Annotated in this window: 17 protein-coding genes; 12 read left to right on the top strand and 5 right to left on the bottom strand. The window is 43.8% G+C overall.

All coding sequences use genetic code 11. The features are described from left to right. Positions 1-146: 146 nt before the first annotated feature. Positions 147-2,642 carry an ABC transporter permease gene (locus J3998_RS09545; RefSeq protein ID WP_208150434.1) on the bottom strand — a complete coding sequence of 832 codons (2,496 nt, stop codon included), beginning with the start codon at positions 2,640-2,642 and terminating at the stop codon, positions 147-149. A 30-nt stretch (positions 2,643-2,672) separates the two neighbouring features. Beyond that, complete coding sequence (locus tag J3998_RS09550) at positions 2,673-3,368, bottom strand: ABC transporter ATP-binding protein (RefSeq protein WP_208150435.1); 696 nt, start codon at positions 3,366-3,368, stop codon at positions 2,673-2,675. Positions 3,369-3,411: 43 nt separating this feature from the next. Between J3998_RS09550 and J3998_RS09555 the strand changes: the two genes are divergently transcribed. After that, positions 3,412-4,104, top strand: coding sequence for an arylesterase (locus J3998_RS09555; RefSeq protein WP_243750690.1), 693 nt, complete (start codon positions 3,412-3,414; stop codon positions 4,102-4,104). Positions 4,105-4,197: 93 nt separating this feature from the next. Beyond that, a complete protein-coding gene (locus J3998_RS09560) occupies positions 4,198-5,031 on the top strand; it encodes an HDOD domain-containing protein (RefSeq protein WP_208150436.1) in 834 nt (277 codons plus the stop codon). A 50-nt stretch (positions 5,032-5,081) separates the two neighbouring features. Here J3998_RS09560 and lon read toward each other — a convergent pair whose 3' ends face one another. Next, positions 5,082-7,748 carry an endopeptidase La gene (lon, locus tag J3998_RS09565; RefSeq protein ID WP_243750691.1) on the bottom strand — a complete coding sequence of 889 codons (2,667 nt, stop codon included), beginning with the start codon at positions 7,746-7,748 and terminating at the stop codon, positions 5,082-5,084. Positions 7,749-7,857: 109 nt separating this feature from the next. Between lon and mog the strand changes: the two genes are divergently transcribed. From mog to J3998_RS09580, 3 genes are all read left to right on the top strand, one after another. Beyond that, on the top strand, positions 7,858-8,412 hold the full coding sequence (gene mog, locus J3998_RS09570) for a molybdopterin adenylyltransferase (RefSeq protein ID WP_208150437.1): 555 nt from the start codon (positions 7,858-7,860) through the stop codon (positions 8,410-8,412). Between the two features lie 24 nt (positions 8,413-8,436). Beyond that, entirely contained in the window at positions 8,437-9,372 is a 936-nt protein-coding gene (gene prmB / locus J3998_RS09575; RefSeq protein ID WP_208150438.1) for a 50S ribosomal protein L3 N(5)-glutamine methyltransferase, read from the top strand. A 102-nt stretch (positions 9,373-9,474) separates the two neighbouring features. After that, positions 9,475-10,470, top strand: a complete 996-nt coding sequence (locus tag J3998_RS09580) for a carbonic anhydrase (RefSeq protein ID WP_208150439.1) — start codon at positions 9,475-9,477, stop codon at positions 10,468-10,470. On the opposite strand, the gene J3998_RS09585 is transcribed toward J3998_RS09580, so the two are convergent. After that, the gene (locus J3998_RS09585) at positions 10,467-10,868 is read right to left on the bottom strand and encodes an acyl-CoA thioesterase (RefSeq protein ID WP_208150440.1); all 402 of its coding nucleotides are present in this window, start codon (positions 10,866-10,868) and stop codon (positions 10,467-10,469) included. The two genes, J3998_RS09580 and J3998_RS09585, sit on opposite strands and share 4 nt — an antisense overlap. An 82-nt stretch (positions 10,869-10,950) precedes the next feature. On the opposite strand from J3998_RS09585, the gene aroC reads away from it, so the two are divergent. From aroC to cas2, 7 genes are all read left to right on the top strand, one after another. After that, positions 10,951-12,045, top strand: a complete 1,095-nt coding sequence (gene aroC, locus J3998_RS09590) for a chorismate synthase (protein ID WP_208150441.1) — start codon at positions 10,951-10,953, stop codon at positions 12,043-12,045. Positions 12,046-12,220: 175 nt separating this feature from the next. Beyond that, positions 12,221-13,375, top strand: coding sequence for an MFS transporter (locus J3998_RS09595; RefSeq protein ID WP_208150442.1), 1,155 nt, complete (start codon positions 12,221-12,223; stop codon positions 13,373-13,375). Between the two features lie 75 nt (positions 13,376-13,450). Further along, positions 13,451-13,846, top strand: a complete 396-nt coding sequence (gene gloA / locus J3998_RS09600; RefSeq protein ID WP_208150443.1) for a lactoylglutathione lyase — start codon at positions 13,451-13,453, stop codon at positions 13,844-13,846. A gap of 29 nt (positions 13,847-13,875) precedes the next feature. Further along, the gene (gene ppnP, locus J3998_RS09605; protein ID WP_208150444.1) at positions 13,876-14,193 is read left to right on the top strand and encodes a pyrimidine/purine nucleoside phosphorylase; all 318 of its coding nucleotides are present in this window, start codon (positions 13,876-13,878) and stop codon (positions 14,191-14,193) included. 299 nt (positions 14,194-14,492) lie between these two features. Continuing rightward, positions 14,493-17,624, top strand: a complete 3,132-nt coding sequence (gene cas9, locus J3998_RS09610) for a type II CRISPR RNA-guided endonuclease Cas9 (RefSeq protein ID WP_208150445.1) — start codon at positions 14,493-14,495, stop codon at positions 17,622-17,624. A gap of 4 nt (positions 17,625-17,628) precedes the next feature. Then, the gene (gene cas1, locus J3998_RS09615) at positions 17,629-18,522 is read left to right on the top strand and encodes a type II CRISPR-associated endonuclease Cas1 (protein WP_208150446.1); all 894 of its coding nucleotides are present in this window, start codon (positions 17,629-17,631) and stop codon (positions 18,520-18,522) included. Next, positions 18,522-18,851 carry a CRISPR-associated endonuclease Cas2 gene (gene cas2, locus J3998_RS09620; RefSeq protein WP_208150447.1) on the top strand — a complete coding sequence of 110 codons (330 nt, stop codon included), beginning with the start codon at positions 18,522-18,524 and terminating at the stop codon, positions 18,849-18,851. Before cas1 ends, cas2 begins: the two co-directional genes overlap by 1 nt. A gap of 265 nt (positions 18,852-19,116) precedes the next feature. On the opposite strand, the gene J3998_RS13395 is transcribed toward cas2, so the two are convergent. Further along, positions 19,117-19,245, bottom strand: coding sequence for a hypothetical protein (locus J3998_RS13395; RefSeq protein WP_279576273.1), 129 nt, complete (start codon positions 19,243-19,245; stop codon positions 19,117-19,119). Positions 19,246-19,421 lie beyond the last annotated feature (176 nt).

Below are 19,421 nucleotides of genomic sequence, written 5' to 3' on the forward strand. Positions count from 1 at the left end.
TTCCTTGCCAATGCAAGCACTGGTATAAATTAGAGACTAAGTAAATTTAAGTACTAATTTACCTGTGGTACGTAAAAATTACAATACCTGAGTTAAGGAAATTTAATAAAAATTATCGTTATAGATAAAAGTATGTTTTTTTACTGTTAATTCATGCTTGATAAGTTGCGTTTTAATTTTCCGACACTCATGTTTAAATATGGGCGCTGCGATAGGTATCCGACTAATAATAAGATTAGGCTGCCGGCAATAAATGTCGTAAACCATAATTCGGGTGAAATTTTCGGGTTAGCGTCCAAAATATTTACTGATATCATGACACTGATTGCTTGCGCAAAGCTAGCGGCAAGTACGGCTGCTAAGAGTCCAAGTAATATAAATTCGCTGAGGCCGATTAGACGGATTTGTCGACTACTTGCACCTAAGGTTCTTAGTAACAGCCAAGTTTGTATTCGTGCTTGCTGACTCGCTAAGGTGGCACTAAACAGGACGGCGATACTAGCAGCTAGTGTAAAGAAGAATAAGGCACTAACGCCGGATGCGGCTTGATCCATGATTTCGCGAATCTGCTCGATGATTTGTTGTACGTCGACCAATAATGCTCCTGAAGCTTGCTGTGCCATCTGCTGAGTCAATTCATTACGCACCGTTTTATTATCGATAAATAGGCTGCTTAGATAACTGACCGCCAGCGGTTTTTCCGAATTCGGTTCGACGATAAAGAAAAAATTCAATCGGAAGCTTTGCCAGTTTAAAGAGCGGATAGCTCGAACTTGGTAGCGGTATTCAATTCCGGCAAAATCGAAGCTTAAACGGTCGCCTAACTTTATGTCAAAAGCCTCGGCAATGCTTTCTTCAACGGTTACACCTAAGCCGCTATATTCAGAGTCGGGTAACTGTTCAATGATTTCATTGTATTTTGGGGTCTCGCTGCTTACAGCAATATTGGCTTCTCGTTGCAGTAAGCGCTGTGCTCTCAGTGTTGGCATTTGTTCAGAGGTTAACTGTATGCCGTTTTTAGCGATTAATCTGCCGCGTGCTACGGGGACAAAATCGGGCGTTAATTGTTGTGCTGCAAATAGGTTTTTAACTGTATCGAGTTGATAAGGTTGAACATTAACTAAAAAAGTATTGGGTGTTTTTTCAGGCAAACTGCTTTGCCAGTTATTGATTAGTTCTTGACGGACAAAAGTCATTAAAATCAAAACAAAAAGCACTAGGCCGATAGAGACTAACTGAATTTTTATCAGTTCCGGTTGCTTAAGCAGGGCAGCAATCGATAAACGCAGCCAGCCGCGGGTGTGCATGTGAGTTTTCTGTAGCGCCCACAATAAGGCGCTGGCGCAGAGATAAAAGATAATACTCAATAAAGCGCCAATGCTCAGTACCCAACCAAGGAAATTCATCTGCACGATAACGCTCATTAAGATCAATACCAATGCAAACGAAATAACCCAGTGACGCATCTGTTGGCGTTTTGAGGTTTGTTTGAAAACCTGTAGCGGCGAAGTTTGCATGGCGGTTTGATAGGCTTGCCAAGCAAAACTCCACAATACTAAGATGCCGCTTACTAAGCCAATTAATGCGGCATAGACATAGCTGGCGTGTATGAAGAGTGTGAATAGCGTTTCCAGCCATGGTGAGGCTAATAGAATTAGGCAGAGGCCAAGTACGACACCGAGCAAACTACTACTGAAACCAATCCAGAAAAACTGCCAAGCAAACAGACGGCGCAGTTGTTTGTTTCTGCCGCCAAAAGCGCGTAATAGCGCGAGGCTACTGCGCCAGCGATTTAGGTAAAAGCGACTGGCAATCAAAATGCTCAAACCTGCCACAAAAACGGCTGACAAGGCGGCTAAGTCGAGAAACAGCCAGGCGCGATCAAGGGTTTTTTGCAGATCTTCATTTGGAGCCTGCGCCGAGATTAAGTCGATAAATTCCGGTTTGGCGTTTTCAAATTCGCGGACAAATTGCTGGATGTTCTGAGTGTTTCCGGCTAGCGATAATTGATAGGTGATGCGACTGCCGGGTCCGATAAGTTGAGTGCTGTCTAAATCCTGTAGCGGCATAATCACTTGCGGCGCAAACTGTGCCATTGGATTAATCAAACTATTCGGTTCAACGGCACCGGCTAATGCAAATTTTTTCTCACCAAGTAGCAGTTGGCTGTTGCCGTTTAGATTCATTAACTGCATTAATTTTGGTTCAATCCATACCGTGCTGGAAGTGAGTGCTTTAAAAGGCAGTTGTGAGTTAAGGATTCGTTCGCCACGTAAAGGCTGACTCTTCTCGACGGCAGTTAAATTGACCAGTTGGAAAGCTTCTTGAGGTTTTTCAACCAATGCCATGGTGACAAAGCTGAGGCTTTTTTGAGTCTGTAGATTTAATTTGTCGGCTTGATTTTGCCAGTGCTCATCTATCGGTCTTGAAGAGCGCAAGACCAAATCGGCCCCAAGGCTGTTGGCCGCTTTTTGTAACATACTCTGTTTAATACTTTCGCCTAAGTGAGTTATGGTGGTGACACTCATACTGGCAATGGATATGGCGATAAACAGCCAAAGCCAGTCACCTTGTTTAAAACTGCGGTAAAACCAGCGCCAAGCGATGAAGGGTTCGTTGAGAAGAGTATTTTTAGCAGACATATGAGACTTCCGTTTTTGTCAGCAGTACGATTACCAAGGTTGCAATTGACCATGTTGCAGTTGTAGAACTTGATCGCACTGCTTGGCGTAGTTCATATCGTGGGTCACTAATACCAAAGTGGTTTGATGGGTTTGATTGAGCTCAAACAGCAGTTCCTGAATCTGTGCCGCGGTGTGCTCGTCCAAATTACCGGTCGGTTCATCAGCAAACAGAATGCTTGGCGTGGTGACAAATGCGCGGGCAATGGCAACACGCTGTTGTTCGCCGCCGGAAAGTTGTGCCGGTAGATGGTGAGCGCGATTGCTTAAGCCTACTTTATCTAAAGCTGCCAAGGCTTTGTCACGAGCGTCTTCGATTTGAAACAGTTCCAATGGCATCAGAATGTTTTCTAAGGCATTCATACTGGAAAGCAGTTGAAAGTTCTGGAATACAAAGCCGACCTGCTGGGCACGGATTTGTGCGCACTGGTCTTCATTTAAATGATTGAGTGCATGACCAAGTAGTGAGATATTGCCGGAACTTGGTTTTTCCAGACCGGCCATAATAGAAAGCAAAGTCGATTTGCCGGAACCGGAACGACCGACAATCGCTAAGGTCTGCTCCGGTTCTAACGTTAAATTACAGCCATTAAGAATATCCAGAGTTTGTTCATCACTCTGAACACGGTAGCTGATATTCTCTAAAGCAAGAATTGGGTTGGAAATCGTGGCAGCAGCTGTGGTCATGACTTATCCTTGAGTGTGGATCTTGGCGATGAATGGAAGATAAATGCAATTTACTACTAAATTAGCACGTCTTAATTATGGCGTTTTCAACTTGCTTATGTTGGCTTTATTGCTGACTAATCCTATTGCAGTCAGCGCACAACAACAAGCACCAGAGATTGGAAATATCAGTAAGTTGTCAATGCCGGCCAAGGTGTTGGTGTTTGGTGATAGCTTAAGTGCCGCCTATGGCATCGAAAAATCGCAAGGCTGGGTAACATTACTTGCCGAACGTTTACAGCAGTTCAACCCAAAAATTACTGTGCATAATGCGAGTCTAAGCGGCGAAACCACTTCTGGTGGTATGCAGCGCCTGCCGAGTATTTTGGCTCTGCAAGAGCCTAATTTGATGATTTTGGAACTGGGGGCGAATGATGCACTACGTGGTCAAAATCTTTTGCAGACCAAAGCCAATTTAGAACGCATGATTCAACTCTGTAAGCAGCAAGCGCAGGGCTGCCAAGTTATTCTGTTAGGCATTCGCTTGCCTTCAAACTATGGCCCGGCGTATGAAAAGCTGTTGGTTAAAATTTATCGAGATTTAGCGCACAAGTATCAATTAAGCTTTGATCCTTTCTTTTTGCAGGATGTTGCTCTGGAGCCGGATTTAATGCAAGACGATGCTTTGCATCCAAATGCCGCTGCGCAAACAAAGATTGTTGAGCGTCTCTGGCCTCTGGTTAAAGCCTATTTCTAGATTTGCATTAACTTTTCTATCTTAAGTCAGTTCGCTTAACAAAGGCCTTTGCTATATTGGATGCGATGAATTCCGATTAATAAGAGAATGATTATGCAAAATCAGTTGCGCGCCGCATTGGAAGCGATTCGTGGAGTTAAAATTCCGGAATTCCCGCAAGAAGTTATTGAGTTAGACAATGAGATCAACAGTAAATTTGCCAATGTGCATAAAATTGTCTCTATTCTAGAGCAGAATATTACGCTCTCCGGTGAAGTGATGCGATTGGTCAATTCACCGATTATCAAACTAAAACAGCCGGTCGATAATATTCGCGATGCGGTTAATGCGATGGGCTTGGAGCAATTGCGTAATCTTGTCGTGGCCGCCGCATTTAAACGGCTGTTTAATTCCGGTAGTCTACAACGCGATATTCTTGAACATAGTGTCGACGTTGCTTTCTGTATGGCGTATCTCACTGAATTTGTGCACGGTGTGCCGCGCGATCAAGCTTATATGATGGGGCTGTTCCATAATGCCGGCAGTTTGTTGCTGGCGGCTAAGAATCAGGAAGCGTATGAGAAATTATTCAGTATGAGTCTCGTTAATCCTGTTCGTTTACTTGCCAAAGAGCGTGAAGTAATGGGCGCAGATCATTGTATGGTCGGTGTTCTTGTCGCCAAGAAATGGCAACTTCCAATGGCGATTATTAATGGCATTATGTTGCACCATAGCGCTAATCTAACTCGCATTAGCAATGAAGAAGTGCGTTCGATGGTGGCGATGTTACAGTTGTCGAATGCCGTGGTGGCAGAAATTTCCATTGGTGCCTACCGTGGTGAAGAAATGAAAGCTTTTGAAGAGCATGCTGTGCAAGAATTGATGTTAGATGAAGAAGTGGTTGCAGAGCTGCGCGCCAACTTAATTACCTATAATCATAAAAGTTAAAAGCCGTTTAAGAGGTTCTTAAACGGCTTTTCGCTGTGTAAGTTAATACATTAATGCTGTGTACTGACTTCTTCGTCTTTATTCGCTAGATAGACTTTCAGCGCCGGCGATTTGGTACGGATATTAAAAGTTAGCCGAGCGACATCATCAAATTGCTTGGCGAAATGCACGGTCATACCTTCCTGTAGATATTCCGGTAGTTCTTGATAATCCTTGCGGTTATCTTCCGGCAGAATCAATTCTTTAATCCCTAAACGACGTGCCGCAATGACTTTTTCACGAATCCCGCCGACCGGTAAGACTTGACCGGTCAGACTGAGTTCACCGGTCATGGCAATCGGTGTTTTCACCGCTTCGTCACGCGCCAGCGAAAGCAGGGCGGTCGCCATGGTAATACCGGCACTCGGGCCGTCTTTTGGTGTTGCACCATCCGGTACATGTAAATGCACAAACGCCTTATCGAAGAACTCAGGGTCGGCTTTGTATTTATCCAGATTCGAGCTGATAAAGCTGTAAGCAATACCGGCGGATTCTTGCATTACATCGCCCAATTGACCGGAGAGTTTAAAGCCGCGGTTATGGGTGTGCACGCGGCTTGCTTCTATTGTTAGCGTCGCGCCGCCCATTGAGGTCCACGCCAAGCCGGTGACGGTACCGGTTTGTTGATTCAGTTTTTCCGGATGGAAGCGCGGTTGACCAAGCATTTCTTGCAATTCATTCACATGAATCTTGGCATTGTCGATTTCACCGGTGACCAGTTTGATTGCCAGTTTGCGAATTAATTTACCAAGCTGTTTTTTCAGGTTACGTACGCCGGACTCACGCGCATAACCTTCAATCACATGGCGAATTGCCGGTGTGGTAATTTGCACTTGTTCTTTGCTGATGCCGGATTCTTCCAGCAGGCTAGGCCACAAGTGATGTTTGGCAATGTCGATTTTCTCTTCGGTAATATAACCGGACAGGCGAATCACTTCCATACGATCCAGCAACGGCCCGGGAATGGTATCTAGGGTATTGGCGGTACAGACAAACAGCGTTTTCGACAGATCGAAACGCAAGTCCATAAAGTGATCCATAAATTCGCTGTTCTGTTCCGGATCAAGCACCTCCAATAACGCAGAAGCCGGATCACCGTGGTAAGACGAACCGATTTTATCAACCTCGTCCAGCATAATCACCGGATTGGCAGTTTCGCAATCTTTTAACGCCTGCATGAATTTACCCGGCATGGCGCCGATATAGGTGCGGCGATGGCCTTTGATCTCGGCCTCGTCGCGCATACCACCAACCGAGAAACGATAGAACTTACGTCCCAAGGCTTCGGCGATGGACTTACCAATCGAAGTTTTACCGACACCCGGCGGGCCGACTAAACAGATAATCGAACCGGATACTTCGCCTTTTAAAGCACCGACCGCGAGGAATTCCAAGATGCGTTGTTTTACATCATCCAGACCGTCGTGTTTTTTATCGAGCACTTTGCGAGCGCGTTTTAGATCCAGTTTGTCTTCGCTGTATTGTCCCCACGGCAGTTGCGTCAGCCATTCGAGCCAGTTGCGGGCAACATTGTATTCCGGCGACTGCGGGTCAAGAATCGATAGCTTGCTCAGTTCTTCTTCGGCTTTATTCAAAGCTTCCTCGGTCAGCGCCAGCTTTTCCATGCGCTCTTCAAAACGGTCGCGGTCGAGGGTTTGGTCGTCTTTAACAATCCCGAGTTCTTTTTGGATCTCTTTTAGTTGCTGGCGCAGGAAGAAATCACGTTGATGGTCGGTCAAGGACTCTTCAACACGTTCACGAATATTGACCTGCAAGCGGGTTACTTCCACTTCATGTTTCAGCAGTTGTAATACCTGTTCCAAGCGACGTTCTAAATCGAAAGTCTCCAAGACTTGCTGTAATTTATCGTTTTCGGCTGTGGTCAGGCTGGCTGCGAAATCAGCCAAGCGCGACGGTTCGGTGGCGCTATAGCGATTGAGAAAGTATTTCAGTTCTTCCGAATACAGCGGATTAAGCGGTAGCAATTCACGGAAGGCGTTCATAATCGCCATGCCATGCGCTTTCAAGACATCATCACTACAGGTAATAATATCTTGCGGATAGCTGACCACGGCACGATACGGCGCTTGATTCGATACCCAGAAATCGATCTGCAGACGGCAGATACCTTCGGCGACCAATTGAATATAGTCGTCGCGGATTTTTGGGTTACGGACGCGGATTAGTGTGCCGATACGGCTGAAATCATCAACTGGGGTTTTGTGATGTTCTTCATGGTCGACATACACCAAGCCAATGTATTGGCATTTGTTCTCTTTAATGGCGTTGAAAGTTTCTTCCCAAGTTTCACGAGCCAACAATACCGGCAGTTGTTGTCCGGGAAAGAAAGGGCGCTCTTTAACCGGCAATAGATAAATCTCTTGCGGAAGATTTTGATCTTCATGTGCGAGTTCGCCAAAAACCGTCGAATCATTTTGGCTAGAAGCGTCGGCCTTTTCTTTTGCTTGGCTAAGGATGTCGATTAGGTTCTCCGCCAATTCCGGATTAATGCTGCTCTGCACTTCGCCATTTATCTCAATCATAACCGGCGTTTTATTCTCTTGTGCGGACGGATTCGGCACAGCGGTTTCCAGCGTCGACTTGTCGGTCGCTTCTTGTTCGTTTTCCGGCTGAGTGTTATCGACACTCGGCTCAAACAAATCCTGCTTATCACTCATGATGTTATAAATTGCCTTTAAATTTTCCGCAGCGGGAGCAAGCGGTTATGGGTCGTGTTATGAATACGGTATGATATGGGGCTGAAATTTAAAGATTCAAGGGAAGAAGATGCAAAATACGCCAATTAAAATCGGATTTGTCACCGTTTCGGATCGAGCCAGTCGCGGCGAGTATGAAGACCTTGGTGGCCCGGCGATGCAAGAGTGGATTGGAAAGGCCTTAACCAATGATTGGCAGCCGGTAGCTCGGGTGATTGAAGACGAGCAGGGATTAATTGAAAGTACCCTGAAACAGCTGGCTGATGAGGATAAATGTTGCTTGATTTTGACCACCGGCGGAACCGGACCAGCCAAACGCGATGTGACCCCGGAAGCCACTGAAGCGGTGTGTGAAAAAATTCTAGATGGTTTTGCCGAGCAGATGCGTGCGGTATCACTTCAGTATGTGCCGACCGCGATTCTATCGCGCCAGATTGCCGGCATCCGCGGCGAGAGTTTAATCATCAATCTACCGGGCAAACCGTCCGCAATTGGTGAATGTCTGGAAGCGGTTTTCCCGGCAGTACCTTATTGCGTTGATTTGATTGAAGGGCCTTATTTAGAAACCGATGAAGCTTTTGTCAAGGCGTTCCGCCCGAAGCATGCTAAAAAGCCAAGTGCGTAACCGATTGGTAAGGAGACCAAGTTTATGAGCAAATTAAATTACCAATACGACGGTTTAGAATCGATCATCGATTTTGTTCGATGGGGCGGTTCACTGTTTACCAAATCGGAACTGTTTTTCGGACACGGTACCGATAATGCATTTGATGAAGCCAAATTATTGACATTTCATGTTCTGCAATTGCCGCAAAATATTCCTGATAACTATTGGAATGCGCGCTTGACGCATGTCGAGAAGCAGCAGGTTACCGAACTGTTTCGGTTACGGATTGAAACGCGCAAGCCGGCAGCTTATTTAACTGGCGAAGCCTGGTTTGCCGGATTGCGTTTTATTGTTTCTGAAGCGACCTTGGTGCCGCGCTCGCCGATTGCGGAATTGATTGCCAAACGCTATGAACCTTGGGTTAATGCCGAGCAGGTTACCAATGTATTAGATATGTGCACCGGCAGTGGTTGTATCGGAATTGCCTCTTTACAAGCCTTTCCGCATGCCGAAGTTGATCTGGTCGATATTTCTGAAGATGCTTTAGAGATCGCTCAGCAGAATGTTGAGCAGTTTGGCTTAGAAGAATTTGCGCATCCGATTCAATCCGATCTGTTTAGCAATCTACAAGGCAAGCAGTACGATTTAATCGTTTCCAATCCGCCGTATGTTGATGAAATCGAAATGACTCATCTGCCGGAGGAGTTTCAGCGCGAACCGGCATTAGGCTTGGCGGCCGGTAAAGACGGTTTGGATTTGGTACGTCGAATCTTAGCCGAAGCACCTCAGTATCTTAAAGACGATGGTGTGTTGATTGTCGAAGTCGGCGTATCGCAATTCTATCTGGAACAAGAATATCCTGAGTTACCTTTCTACTGGTTTGAGTTTGAACATGGTGGTGAAGGCGTGTTTGCGATTCAGAAATCCGAACTGGAAGTGTTTGCCGATGAAATTCAGCAACGACTGGCGCCGGCCTAAATAAAAACGGAAAATGGCATACTTATCGCTTTGCTCGCTGGTAGCTATGATAAAAGACAAATTTTTGCCGTTTTACGGCATGTAAAGTTGATATGAGTGTGGATGCTTATGTACGGTTTTTCGCCTAAAAACATTTTTCTCGCCCTAGGAATTGTTGTCGGTACGGCAATGTGGATTCCGTCTCTGGTTGTTGCTCAAGATAGTCCGCTGCTTGATTTGGGAGCGGAGCTGGAGCAGTTGAAAGGGAAACAACCGGCTACCGAACATGCGGCACCAAAACCGGCCAGCATTCAGCCGACAACTCAAGTAAGCCCAGCGCCGAAAAAGAAGGTCGAACCGGTACATACTGCCGTTGAACATCGCATTGATGAACCGTTACACTGGGGTTATTCAGGAAGTGAAGGGCCGAAATACTGGGGAGAACTCAGCGCGGAATTCAGTACCTGCAAAAACGGCAAAAATCAATCGCCGATTGATTTACGAGATGCTAACGCAGTTGGCACGCAAGGCTTGGCGGATTTGGACATTCGCTATCGTGACGTCCCTCTAAAAATCGAAAACAACGGCCATTCGATTCAAGTCAATTATCCGCTTGGCAGCTATATTAAGGTCGGCGGCAAACGTTATGAATTGCTGCAATACCATTTCCATACACCGAGCGAACACATGAAAGAAGGCTTTAATTACCCGATGGAAATGCATATTGTGCATCGTGACGGTGATGGCAATTTTGCGGTTATCGGCGTGATTTTCCAAGAAGGTGAAGAAAACGAATACCTGAATACTTTGTTAAATGTACTACCTAAAAAAACGGCAAAGCAGAAAATTTATTCCGCATTAAGTGTTAATCCGGCGTACTTTATTCCGGCTAATACCGAGTTCTATAAATACAGTGGCTCATTAACGACACCGCCATGTACTGAAGGGGTTTACTGGATGGTATTTAAGCAACCGATTACGGCATCCGCCGAACAGATTCAACAGATGAATGAAGTGATGGGGGTGAATGCCCGCCCGGTCAATCCGGTTAACTCAAGAACCATTCTGAAGTCTTGGTCAGAAGTAGGCCAACAAGAACCGATATATGAATATTATTAACGGTATAGCTCGGTATATTCAGCAGGAATTTTTTTCGGTTTGTGGCTGTCTAAACTGATACAGACATAAATGCTTTCGGCCTTAAATACGGTTTTATTGTCTGCAAGTCGCACAAATTCAAAAAAGCGTTCACGTTGGCAGCAGCCGATTTGTTTGCCAATCCACGTTTTCAGTTCTATTTCCTCGCCGGCATAACAACTTGCTAGATATTGCATCTGGTGTTGGTAAACCGCCAAAATTCGATTAAGTCGCTTTTGCATGTCGGTATTAATGCCGACAGATTGTGCATGTGCCCATGCGATTTTCTCCATCCAATTCAAATAACTTTTGTTATTCACGTGTCTAAGAAAGTCTAAGTCGGTTTCTTGTACGGTATAAATTTCAGAGTAGTTGTTCAAAAACTTCGTGCCTTCGTGCCTTCGTGGTGAATTTCCAGTAAAATACGCCGCAATTATAAAAATTTAAAGAAGATGTAAGCGTATGTCAGGAAATACTTTAGGTCAAAATTTTCGCGTCACCACTTTTGGTGAGAGTCACGGTTTAGCGCTTGGTTGTATCGTAGATGGTTGTCCTCCGGGATTAGAGTTGTGCGAAGCGGATATTCAAGCCGAGTTGGATCGCCGTAAGCCTGGAACGTCTAAGCACTCGACTGCGCGTCGCGAAGACGACGAAGTACAAATCCTATCCGGTGTGTTTGAAGGCAAAACCACCGGTACGCCAATCGGCATGATTATTCACAATAAAGACCAGCGTTCAAAAGACTATTCAAAAGTCGCGGAGACTTTCCGTCCGGCGCACGCAGATTACACTTACACGCAAAAATACGGTTTTCGTGATTACCGTGGTGGCGGTCGTTCTTCGGCGCGCGAAACTGCAATGCGCGTCGCTGCCGGTGCAATTGCTAAGAAATACCTAAAAGAGCGTTTGGGTGTCGAAGTAAAAGGTTACCTTTCTCAACTTGGGCCGATTAAGGTCGAAAATGTGACTTGGCCGTTTGATAACGACAATATCTACTTCTGCCCGGATGAACAGAAATCGGAAGAAATTCGTCAATACATGGATGATTTGCTGAAGAAAAAAGATTCGGTCGGTGCCAAGATTTCGATTATCGCGAAAAATGTTCCGGTTGGCTTAGGCGAACCGATTTTCGATCGTTTGGATGCGGATTTGGCGCATGCGTTAATGAGCATCAATGCGGTGAAAGGCGTAGAAATTGGTGACGGTTTTGAAGTGGCAGGGCAGTTGGGGACTGAACACCGTGATGAAATGACCTCGGAAGGTTTCCAGTCAAACCACGCCGGCGGTATTTTGGGCGGTATCTCAACCGGTCAAGAAATTGTGGCGCACATCGCACTGAAGCCGACTTCATCGATTATGACTCCGGGTCGTTCAATCAACACTTCTGGTGAAGATATTGAGATGGTCACCAAAGGTCGCCACGACCCTTGTGTGGGGATTCGTGCCACGCCAATCGCTGAAGCGCAAATGGCGATTGTATTGCTAGATCACTTTATGCGTAATCGAGCGCAGAATGGGGATGTGGTGCCGCCAATCACGGACTTAGCTAGCTTGTAGAAGTCTAAAAGTTGTTATTTCGTTGTTGCGTAATCGCTCGTTTACAAAAGTAAACGTCGCTCAAAGCGCCTAGAAATACCTAACTTTTATCTCGTTCTTGTTTTATCGGTATAAGGAAAACGCTGTAAGATTTTCTTGCGGCGTTTTTTAATTTCTGAAAGCAGTGAATCATAATATGCAAAATTTGAGTTCTAAAGATAGATGTCAGTGCTGGCCTTTGTCGGTTCATTACTTTTTGTATTTTTCCTTACTTGGGACGATTCTGCCGTATTTGGCGCTCTATCTTAGTTCACTGAGTTTTTCGCCGGTGGAGATCGGTCAGTTGATGGCGGTGTTGATGCTGACCAAAGTCATAGCGCCAAATATTTGGGGAGTTTTTTCCGACCGCAGTGGCCGACCGATTCACTGGGTACGACTGGCGACCTTTCTGGCAATGCTGTTTGCTGCCGGTTTGGTGCTGTTCGATCGTTTCTGGTTAATCTTATTGACTTTACTGCTGTTTAGCTTTTTCTGGCATGCCTCCTTGCCGCAATTTGAGTCTTATACTTTTCGTAAGTTAGCGGCCGAAAAGCATCGTTACGGACAGATTCGTTTATGGGGTTCACTCGGTTTTATCGGCGCGGTGCTTGTGCTCGGTTGGCTGTTCGAGTTATACAGTATCGCATTGTTTCCGGTGGTGATGAGTGTGCTGTTGTTGTTTGTATGGGGCAGTACTTTTCTGGTTAAAGACCAGAAATTCGTCGAGCAAGAACATTTCAGTAGCGAGAATTTCCTACAAATTATCCGCCGACCGGAAGTCTTAGCGTTACTCGTTGTCAGTTTTTTGGTTCAGCTTTCGCATGGCGTCTACTACAGCTTTTTCACTATCCAGATGATTGATCAGGGTGTTAGTAAAACCTTAACTGCTTGGCTTTGGGCTCTGGGGGTGGTAGCCGAAATTGCTGTTTTCTGGTGGATGGCGAGCTTGTTTAAACAGTTTAGTATTCGTAATTTAATTCTTATAGCGATTGCTTTAACGGTTTTACGTTGGACGATTACTGGGCAATTAGATCAATATCTTGGCTGGATTCTATTTGCGCAGTTGCTGCATGCCGCCAGTTTCGGTCTGTTTCATGCCTCGGCAATTCATTTAATTGACCGTTATTTTACCGGTGCTCACCACGGTAAGGGACAAGCACTATTTGCTGCATCCAGTCATGGCCTTGGTGGGGCAGTTGGTATGTTTATCGCCGGTTATGCGTGGCAGGCAGGAGGCGCGGAATTGAGTTATGCGATGACAGCGCTGTTCGCTTTATTTGCCTTATTAATTGCATGGCGCTGGGTCAAATAATCGAAAATTAACCGCGCTTGGTTTTCATTGATACAATATCGCCACTTTCAAAAAATGAATTAATGGAGTCAACATATGCGTCTACTTCACACTATGCTTCGTGTCGGTAACCTAGAACGTTCAATTGAGTTTTATACCAAAGTGTTAGGTATGGAACTGCTGCGTCAAAAAGACTATCCGAAGGGCGAATTCACCCTAGCGTTTCTTGGTTATGGCAATGAAGAAGAAAACACCGTGCTAGAACTTACTTACAACTGGGGCGTGGAATCTTACGACCTTGGCGGCGGTTACGGCCACATTGCGATTGAAGTGCCGGACGTTTATAAAGCGGCTGACGATGTAAAAGCTATGGGTGGCAAAATCCTCCGTGAAGCCGGGCCAATGAATGCCGGCTCAACCATTATCGCCTTTGTTGAAGACCCGGATGGCTACCAAATTGAATTTATCGGTGCGGATCACGTTCGTACCTAATTTTTAAAATTTAAGACTGAGGAATAAAAATGTCTGAATTTAATAACGTAACAATTGTGCGTGAAGCTAACGTTTATTTTGACGGCGCAGTAACCAGCCGCAAAGTGGTTTTTGCAGACGGTTCATATAAAACACTAGGGATTATGATGCCGGGTGATTACGAGTTTGGCACCGAAGCCGCAGAAATCATGGAAATGATGGCAGGCGAAGTTGAAGTGCTTCTACCAGGCGAAACTGAGTGGAAAGCAATTCCAGCCGGAGAAAGCTTTGAAGTACCAGCCAACTCAAAGTTTGGCATTAAAGTCAAAACCATCGCCGACTACTGCTGTACTTATATTACTGAATAAATTTTAACAGTAATTTGTCATTGTAAAGGCCAAGCTAAATGCTTGGCTTTTTTTATGTCTAGAGAAAAGATTTTTGACAATTTTGACATTGAAAAAAGTATTTTTAGAAATAGAATGGTGGTTAATTTGATGTTTAGTGAAAATCTGTTTTTGTGGAGAAAGGGGAAATAAAAAAGCCCCCACTGGGAGGGCTTGGGACGCATGGAAGCGTTGCCTACGAAATATCAATTTCTTGGTATGAAAAGCTAAATCATAGACCTTAGTCGGTTACTAATGTGAAGATATTAACAGGATAACTTATGACAAACAACACCATTCTTGGCTTAGACCTTGGTACAAACTCTATTGGTTGGGCACTCTATCATGCTGATATAGACTCCCAAATTACAGGGTTTATTGATTCAGGAGTTCGGATTTTTCCGATGTCAGTTGAAGACAAAACGAAAAATTCGAAAAATGCAGCACGAAGAAGTAAGCGATTAGCCCGACGAGTTATCCAACGCAGAGCTAAACGAAAGCAAAGAATGCTTAATTTTTTAATGAGCTTAGACTTCCTCCCCCAAACCCTTATCAATGAATTACAACCAGAAATTATCCTAAATGACTTAGGTGACCCATACGCACTAAGAGCCAAGGCGTTAGACCATCCTCTAACCTCACATCAATTGGGCAGAGTTTTACTACACCTTGTACAAAGACGAGGGTTTCAATCCAATCGCAAAACACTGTTTGGCGATATGATTGATGATCCTGATTTAATGGAAGTCGTCAGTCAAGAAGCAGAAGTCGAGGCATTAGATAAAGAAGAAGGTGATTATTTACAATCCATTGCCGAATTACGGCAGCAGATTGAACAATCGGGGGCGAGAAGCCTAGGTGAGTATTTATCTCAAATCCCTAATCAAGAACCCAAGCGCAACCGAGACCACCTAAACACACCGCTTCGCACTGACCGTCAAATGTATAAAGACGAATTTTGGCAAATCATCAATACGCAAAAAATTCATCACCCTATTTTAGAAGCACAAGCCGAAGCGTTATATAAAATCATCTTTTTTCAACGCCCTTTAAAATTGCAGAGTGATCGAGTCGGCAAATGTTCGCTTGAACCTAACTCAAAGCGCGCCCGCTGTGCATGGCGTGATTATCAAGAATTTCGCTATCTGCAAGATATTAATAATTTTCAGACTTTCAACAGCTATGAAGGTGAATGGCGAAAATTGCGAGATGATGAAAGAGAAAAACTTGTCGAACTCTTTGAGAATAATGCACACCCAACTTTAACACAAATCAAAAAAACGCTTGGGTTAAGCCGTAATGATAAATTCAATTATGACCGAGCTGATAATAAGAAATTTAAAGGTAATTTGACAAAAATTGAAATCGAGTCAGCCTTTCCTGAATGGCGCACTTTATCTAGTGAACAACAAAGCCAACTTGAAGAAGACGTGATTACCTTTAACAGCAAAAAGGCTCTAAAAAAACGCTTAATCAATCACTGGAATCTAACTCCAGAACAAGCTGTTAAACTTGCTTTAGTCGAATTTGAACCTGAGCACAGCGACCTCTCTTTAAAGGCTATTAGAAAGTTGTTGCCATGTTTACGCCAAGGGATGATGTACTCCGAAGCTAGACAAAAAGCAGGCTATAGCTATAAACCAGAAGAAAAACAAATATTTGAAACTTTACCTATAGCTCCTACACTTGCCAATCCAATTGTAAACCGCGCTCTTTCAGAGCTAAGACGAGTTGTCAATGCGATTATTAAACAACACGGCAAGCCGACTTCGATTCGTTTAGAAATGGCACGCGATTTGGAAATGAACACCAAGCGCTATAAAGCCTTTAATAAACAACAAGCAGACAACACCAAACAAAACGATGAAGCCTCTCAACAGTTCCAAGCAATACGAGAAAAAAACGCGCATCTTGGGCTAAGTAAATACCCAAGTCGTGATGACAAAATTCGTTATCGCCTGTGGCTCGAACAAGGCAAAGTTTGTGCCTATTCGCAAAAACCGATTAGCCAAACGCAACTGTTTTCCGCAGAAACCGAAGTTGACCACATTGTCCCTTATTCAAAATCTTTAAATGATTCTTATATGAATAAGGTGATTTGCTTTGCCCATCAAAATCAATTCAAAGGTCAAAGAACCCCGATTGAAGCCTTTGCTCAAAACCCAGAGCAATGGGAACAAATTGAGCAATTTGTCGCTAAACACTACGACAAACGATTACTGTCTAAACAGCAAGCGTTTTACAAAAAATCTGACGATGATGTCAGTGAAATGATTAACTCACAACTTAATGACACACGCTATATCTCACGGGAAGCTCTGCATTATTTAAAACTTTTAGGAAGTGATGTCACAACCGTTAAAGGACAAATTACCGCTTGGCTAAGACATATCTGGGGGCTTAACCGCTTATTGAATAAAGATGACTCGACAGATAAAAATCGTGCTGACCATCGCCATCATTTGATTGACGCTACGGTGATTGCCTGTATTGACCGTCGTTTTTATAACACGCTAATAAAACTTGCTAAAGAACTTGAACGCACACCCGGAAAGCTAAGAGTTAAAGATTTGCATTTTGAGCCTGTATTTGAGGAGTTCGTTGAAAAGTTGCAAAGCCAACTTGATAGAGTCATTGTTTCTCACACGCCACAACGAAAACTCAGTGGAGCTTTGCATGAAGACACTGGATTAGGATTTAGAGAAGGTTTAGGGACAATCTCGCGTTTGAATGTCAGTTCACTAAAATCCGAACTTTCAAAGAAATTAACCAAAACAACAAACAATGAGGCTAAACAAAAAGTTCTGGACAAGGCTCTTAATGCCATTATTGACGATAGTGTTCGCGAGCAAGTCGCGCAATTTTTATTAAGCGAGAGTGATCAGCCTTGGCCATTGCACAAAGATGGTAAAACGCCAATAAAACGTGTGCGAGTTGTGAAAAGCAAAACAGTGACAAAACTAGCAAAACTGACAGATGAAAAAGTCGGTATTCGCAACCTCGCCGGTGAAATCTTTAAATGGCATAGCTATGGCAACACCCACTGTTTATTAGTGATTCAACCTCAAGACAAAGAGGCCTTCGCCCATCAAATTACGGTTTATGAAGCCGCCCAAAAACTCTCTAAGGGGCAAAATTTAATGGAAGGTTATGACATCCCAGAAAATGCCCGTCACTTTTTTCTTTACAAAAATGACACCGTTCAACTCATGATTAATGACCAGTCAAAATTATTTCTTGTTACCAAGTTTGGTCAGCTATCCCAAGGAAAACAACCAAGACCAAACATTCAACCATTGAACAATGGACTGCCTATAAAAGATGAAGATATTTCTGATTCGATAAAAAATCTAGTCAATAAATATCAAATTCAACCGATAAAGGTTAATGCTATAGGCCAAAAGATGGAATAAACAGATGATAAAGCGCACACTTGAAATCAGTAACCCTGTCTATCTCAAAGCTCGCAAACAGCAGTTAGTCATTGAAAAAGAGCAGGAGGTCGTTGCAAGTGTGCCTTTTGACGATTTGGGAATATTGTTACTCGCTCATCCTCAAATTGTACTAACTCAAGCAGTTATAACAGCGTGCCATGATGTCAATGCGGTCATTATTCACTGCTCAAGTAAATACCTCCCGATTAGTCTTACTCAATCTATTGCTTCTCATAGCTTACATGCCAAAACACTTCGAGAGCAAATTGCACTTTCAACGGTTCGACAGAAACAGCTCTGGCAACAAATCGTAATCGAGAAAATTCATCAACAGCTACATACCCTTTCATTGTTTGGAAAAAATCATCCTGAAATTGAACGCTTAGCCAAAAACGTTCACAGTGGCGATAAACACAACTACGAAGCTCAAGCCGCGCAAAAATACTGGCCAACCCTAATGGGTGCTAACTTTCATCGCGACTTTGAAGAGTCTGGAATCAACCAGCTTCTTAACTATGGTTATGCCATTATTCGAGCCGCGGTAGCAAGAGCAATTGTAAAAACGGGATTTCACCCATCTTTAGGTCTAAACCATCACAATCAATATAACGGTTTCTGCCTAGCCGATGACTTAATGGAGCCCTTTCGACCATGGATAGATGAAATTACATTAAACCAAGAATCTTATAATCTTAATCAGGAAACGAAAGCTAGCTACCTTCAAATTTTAGCAAGTGATGTTTTATTTAAAGATCGTCAGATGCCATTTATGATCGCCCTAGATTATTTTGTCGCGCAGGTTAAGCAGTCTTATCAAGACAAAACTACTCAGCTTCAATTTCCACAACGGATACTTAAATCAGATGGAGGGAATTAATGGTTTTTGGAGGAATGCATACGATGTGGGTGATTGTTTTATTTGATTTACCGACCGATGATCAGCTAGCAAGAAAACGCTACCGAGAGTTTCGTGAATGCCTGCTAACGGACGGGTTCAGCATGATGCAATACAGTGTTTACATGCGCCATTGTTCATCGGAAGAAAATGCTAAAATCCACTGCAAAAAAGTTAAAGACCACTTACCACCTGATGGTGAGGTACGGATTTTTAAAATTACTGACAAACAGTTTTCAAAAATTGAGGTCTATTTTGGTAAAAAACGTAAGCCAACAGAAAAAGCCCCAGAACAACTTATGTTTTTCTGAAGCTTTAAAAGCGAAAATATCTAATACTTTCAGTAGATTAGCATTGGGTTAGTGTAACCGACTAAGGTCTAACCGCAAATCACAACTGCCGAGTGGGGTGGATATACATCTTTGTGAGTGTAACCGACTAAGGTCTAACCGCAAATCACAACCGGGATCGATGTCGTTTCGAGCACTTGCGAAGTGTAACCGACTAAGGTCTAACCGCAAATCACAACTTCTTGAGTGAATGAATTGGATCAAATAACGTTGTTTTTGACTGAATCTATCCCTTTTTATTCTGCACGTTTGCTTTGCGCTTTTTCCATTTAAAGTAAAAGTGCACTGCAAAGTGGGCGGCAACCAAAACGACCACTGCTACCATTCCAATGGTTCCAATATGTTCAATCCACATAATTCTTCCTTAATGTTGTTATCTAAGGAGAGCTTTGTACGGGATAGTTTCACAAGTAAAAATGGTTAAAATTCCCCTAAATTGTGTTGGAAAAATTGCCAATAGCTAGCTATTAGCTGCATTTTCCGCCTTATTCAGTCAAATTTTCCTTCATTTTTCATTCGCGACCTACTCGT

Source organism: Thiomicrorhabdus marina, from assembly GCF_017571465.1.
GTDB lineage: Bacteria > Pseudomonadota > Gammaproteobacteria > Thiomicrospirales > Thiomicrospiraceae > Thiomicrorhabdus > Thiomicrorhabdus marina.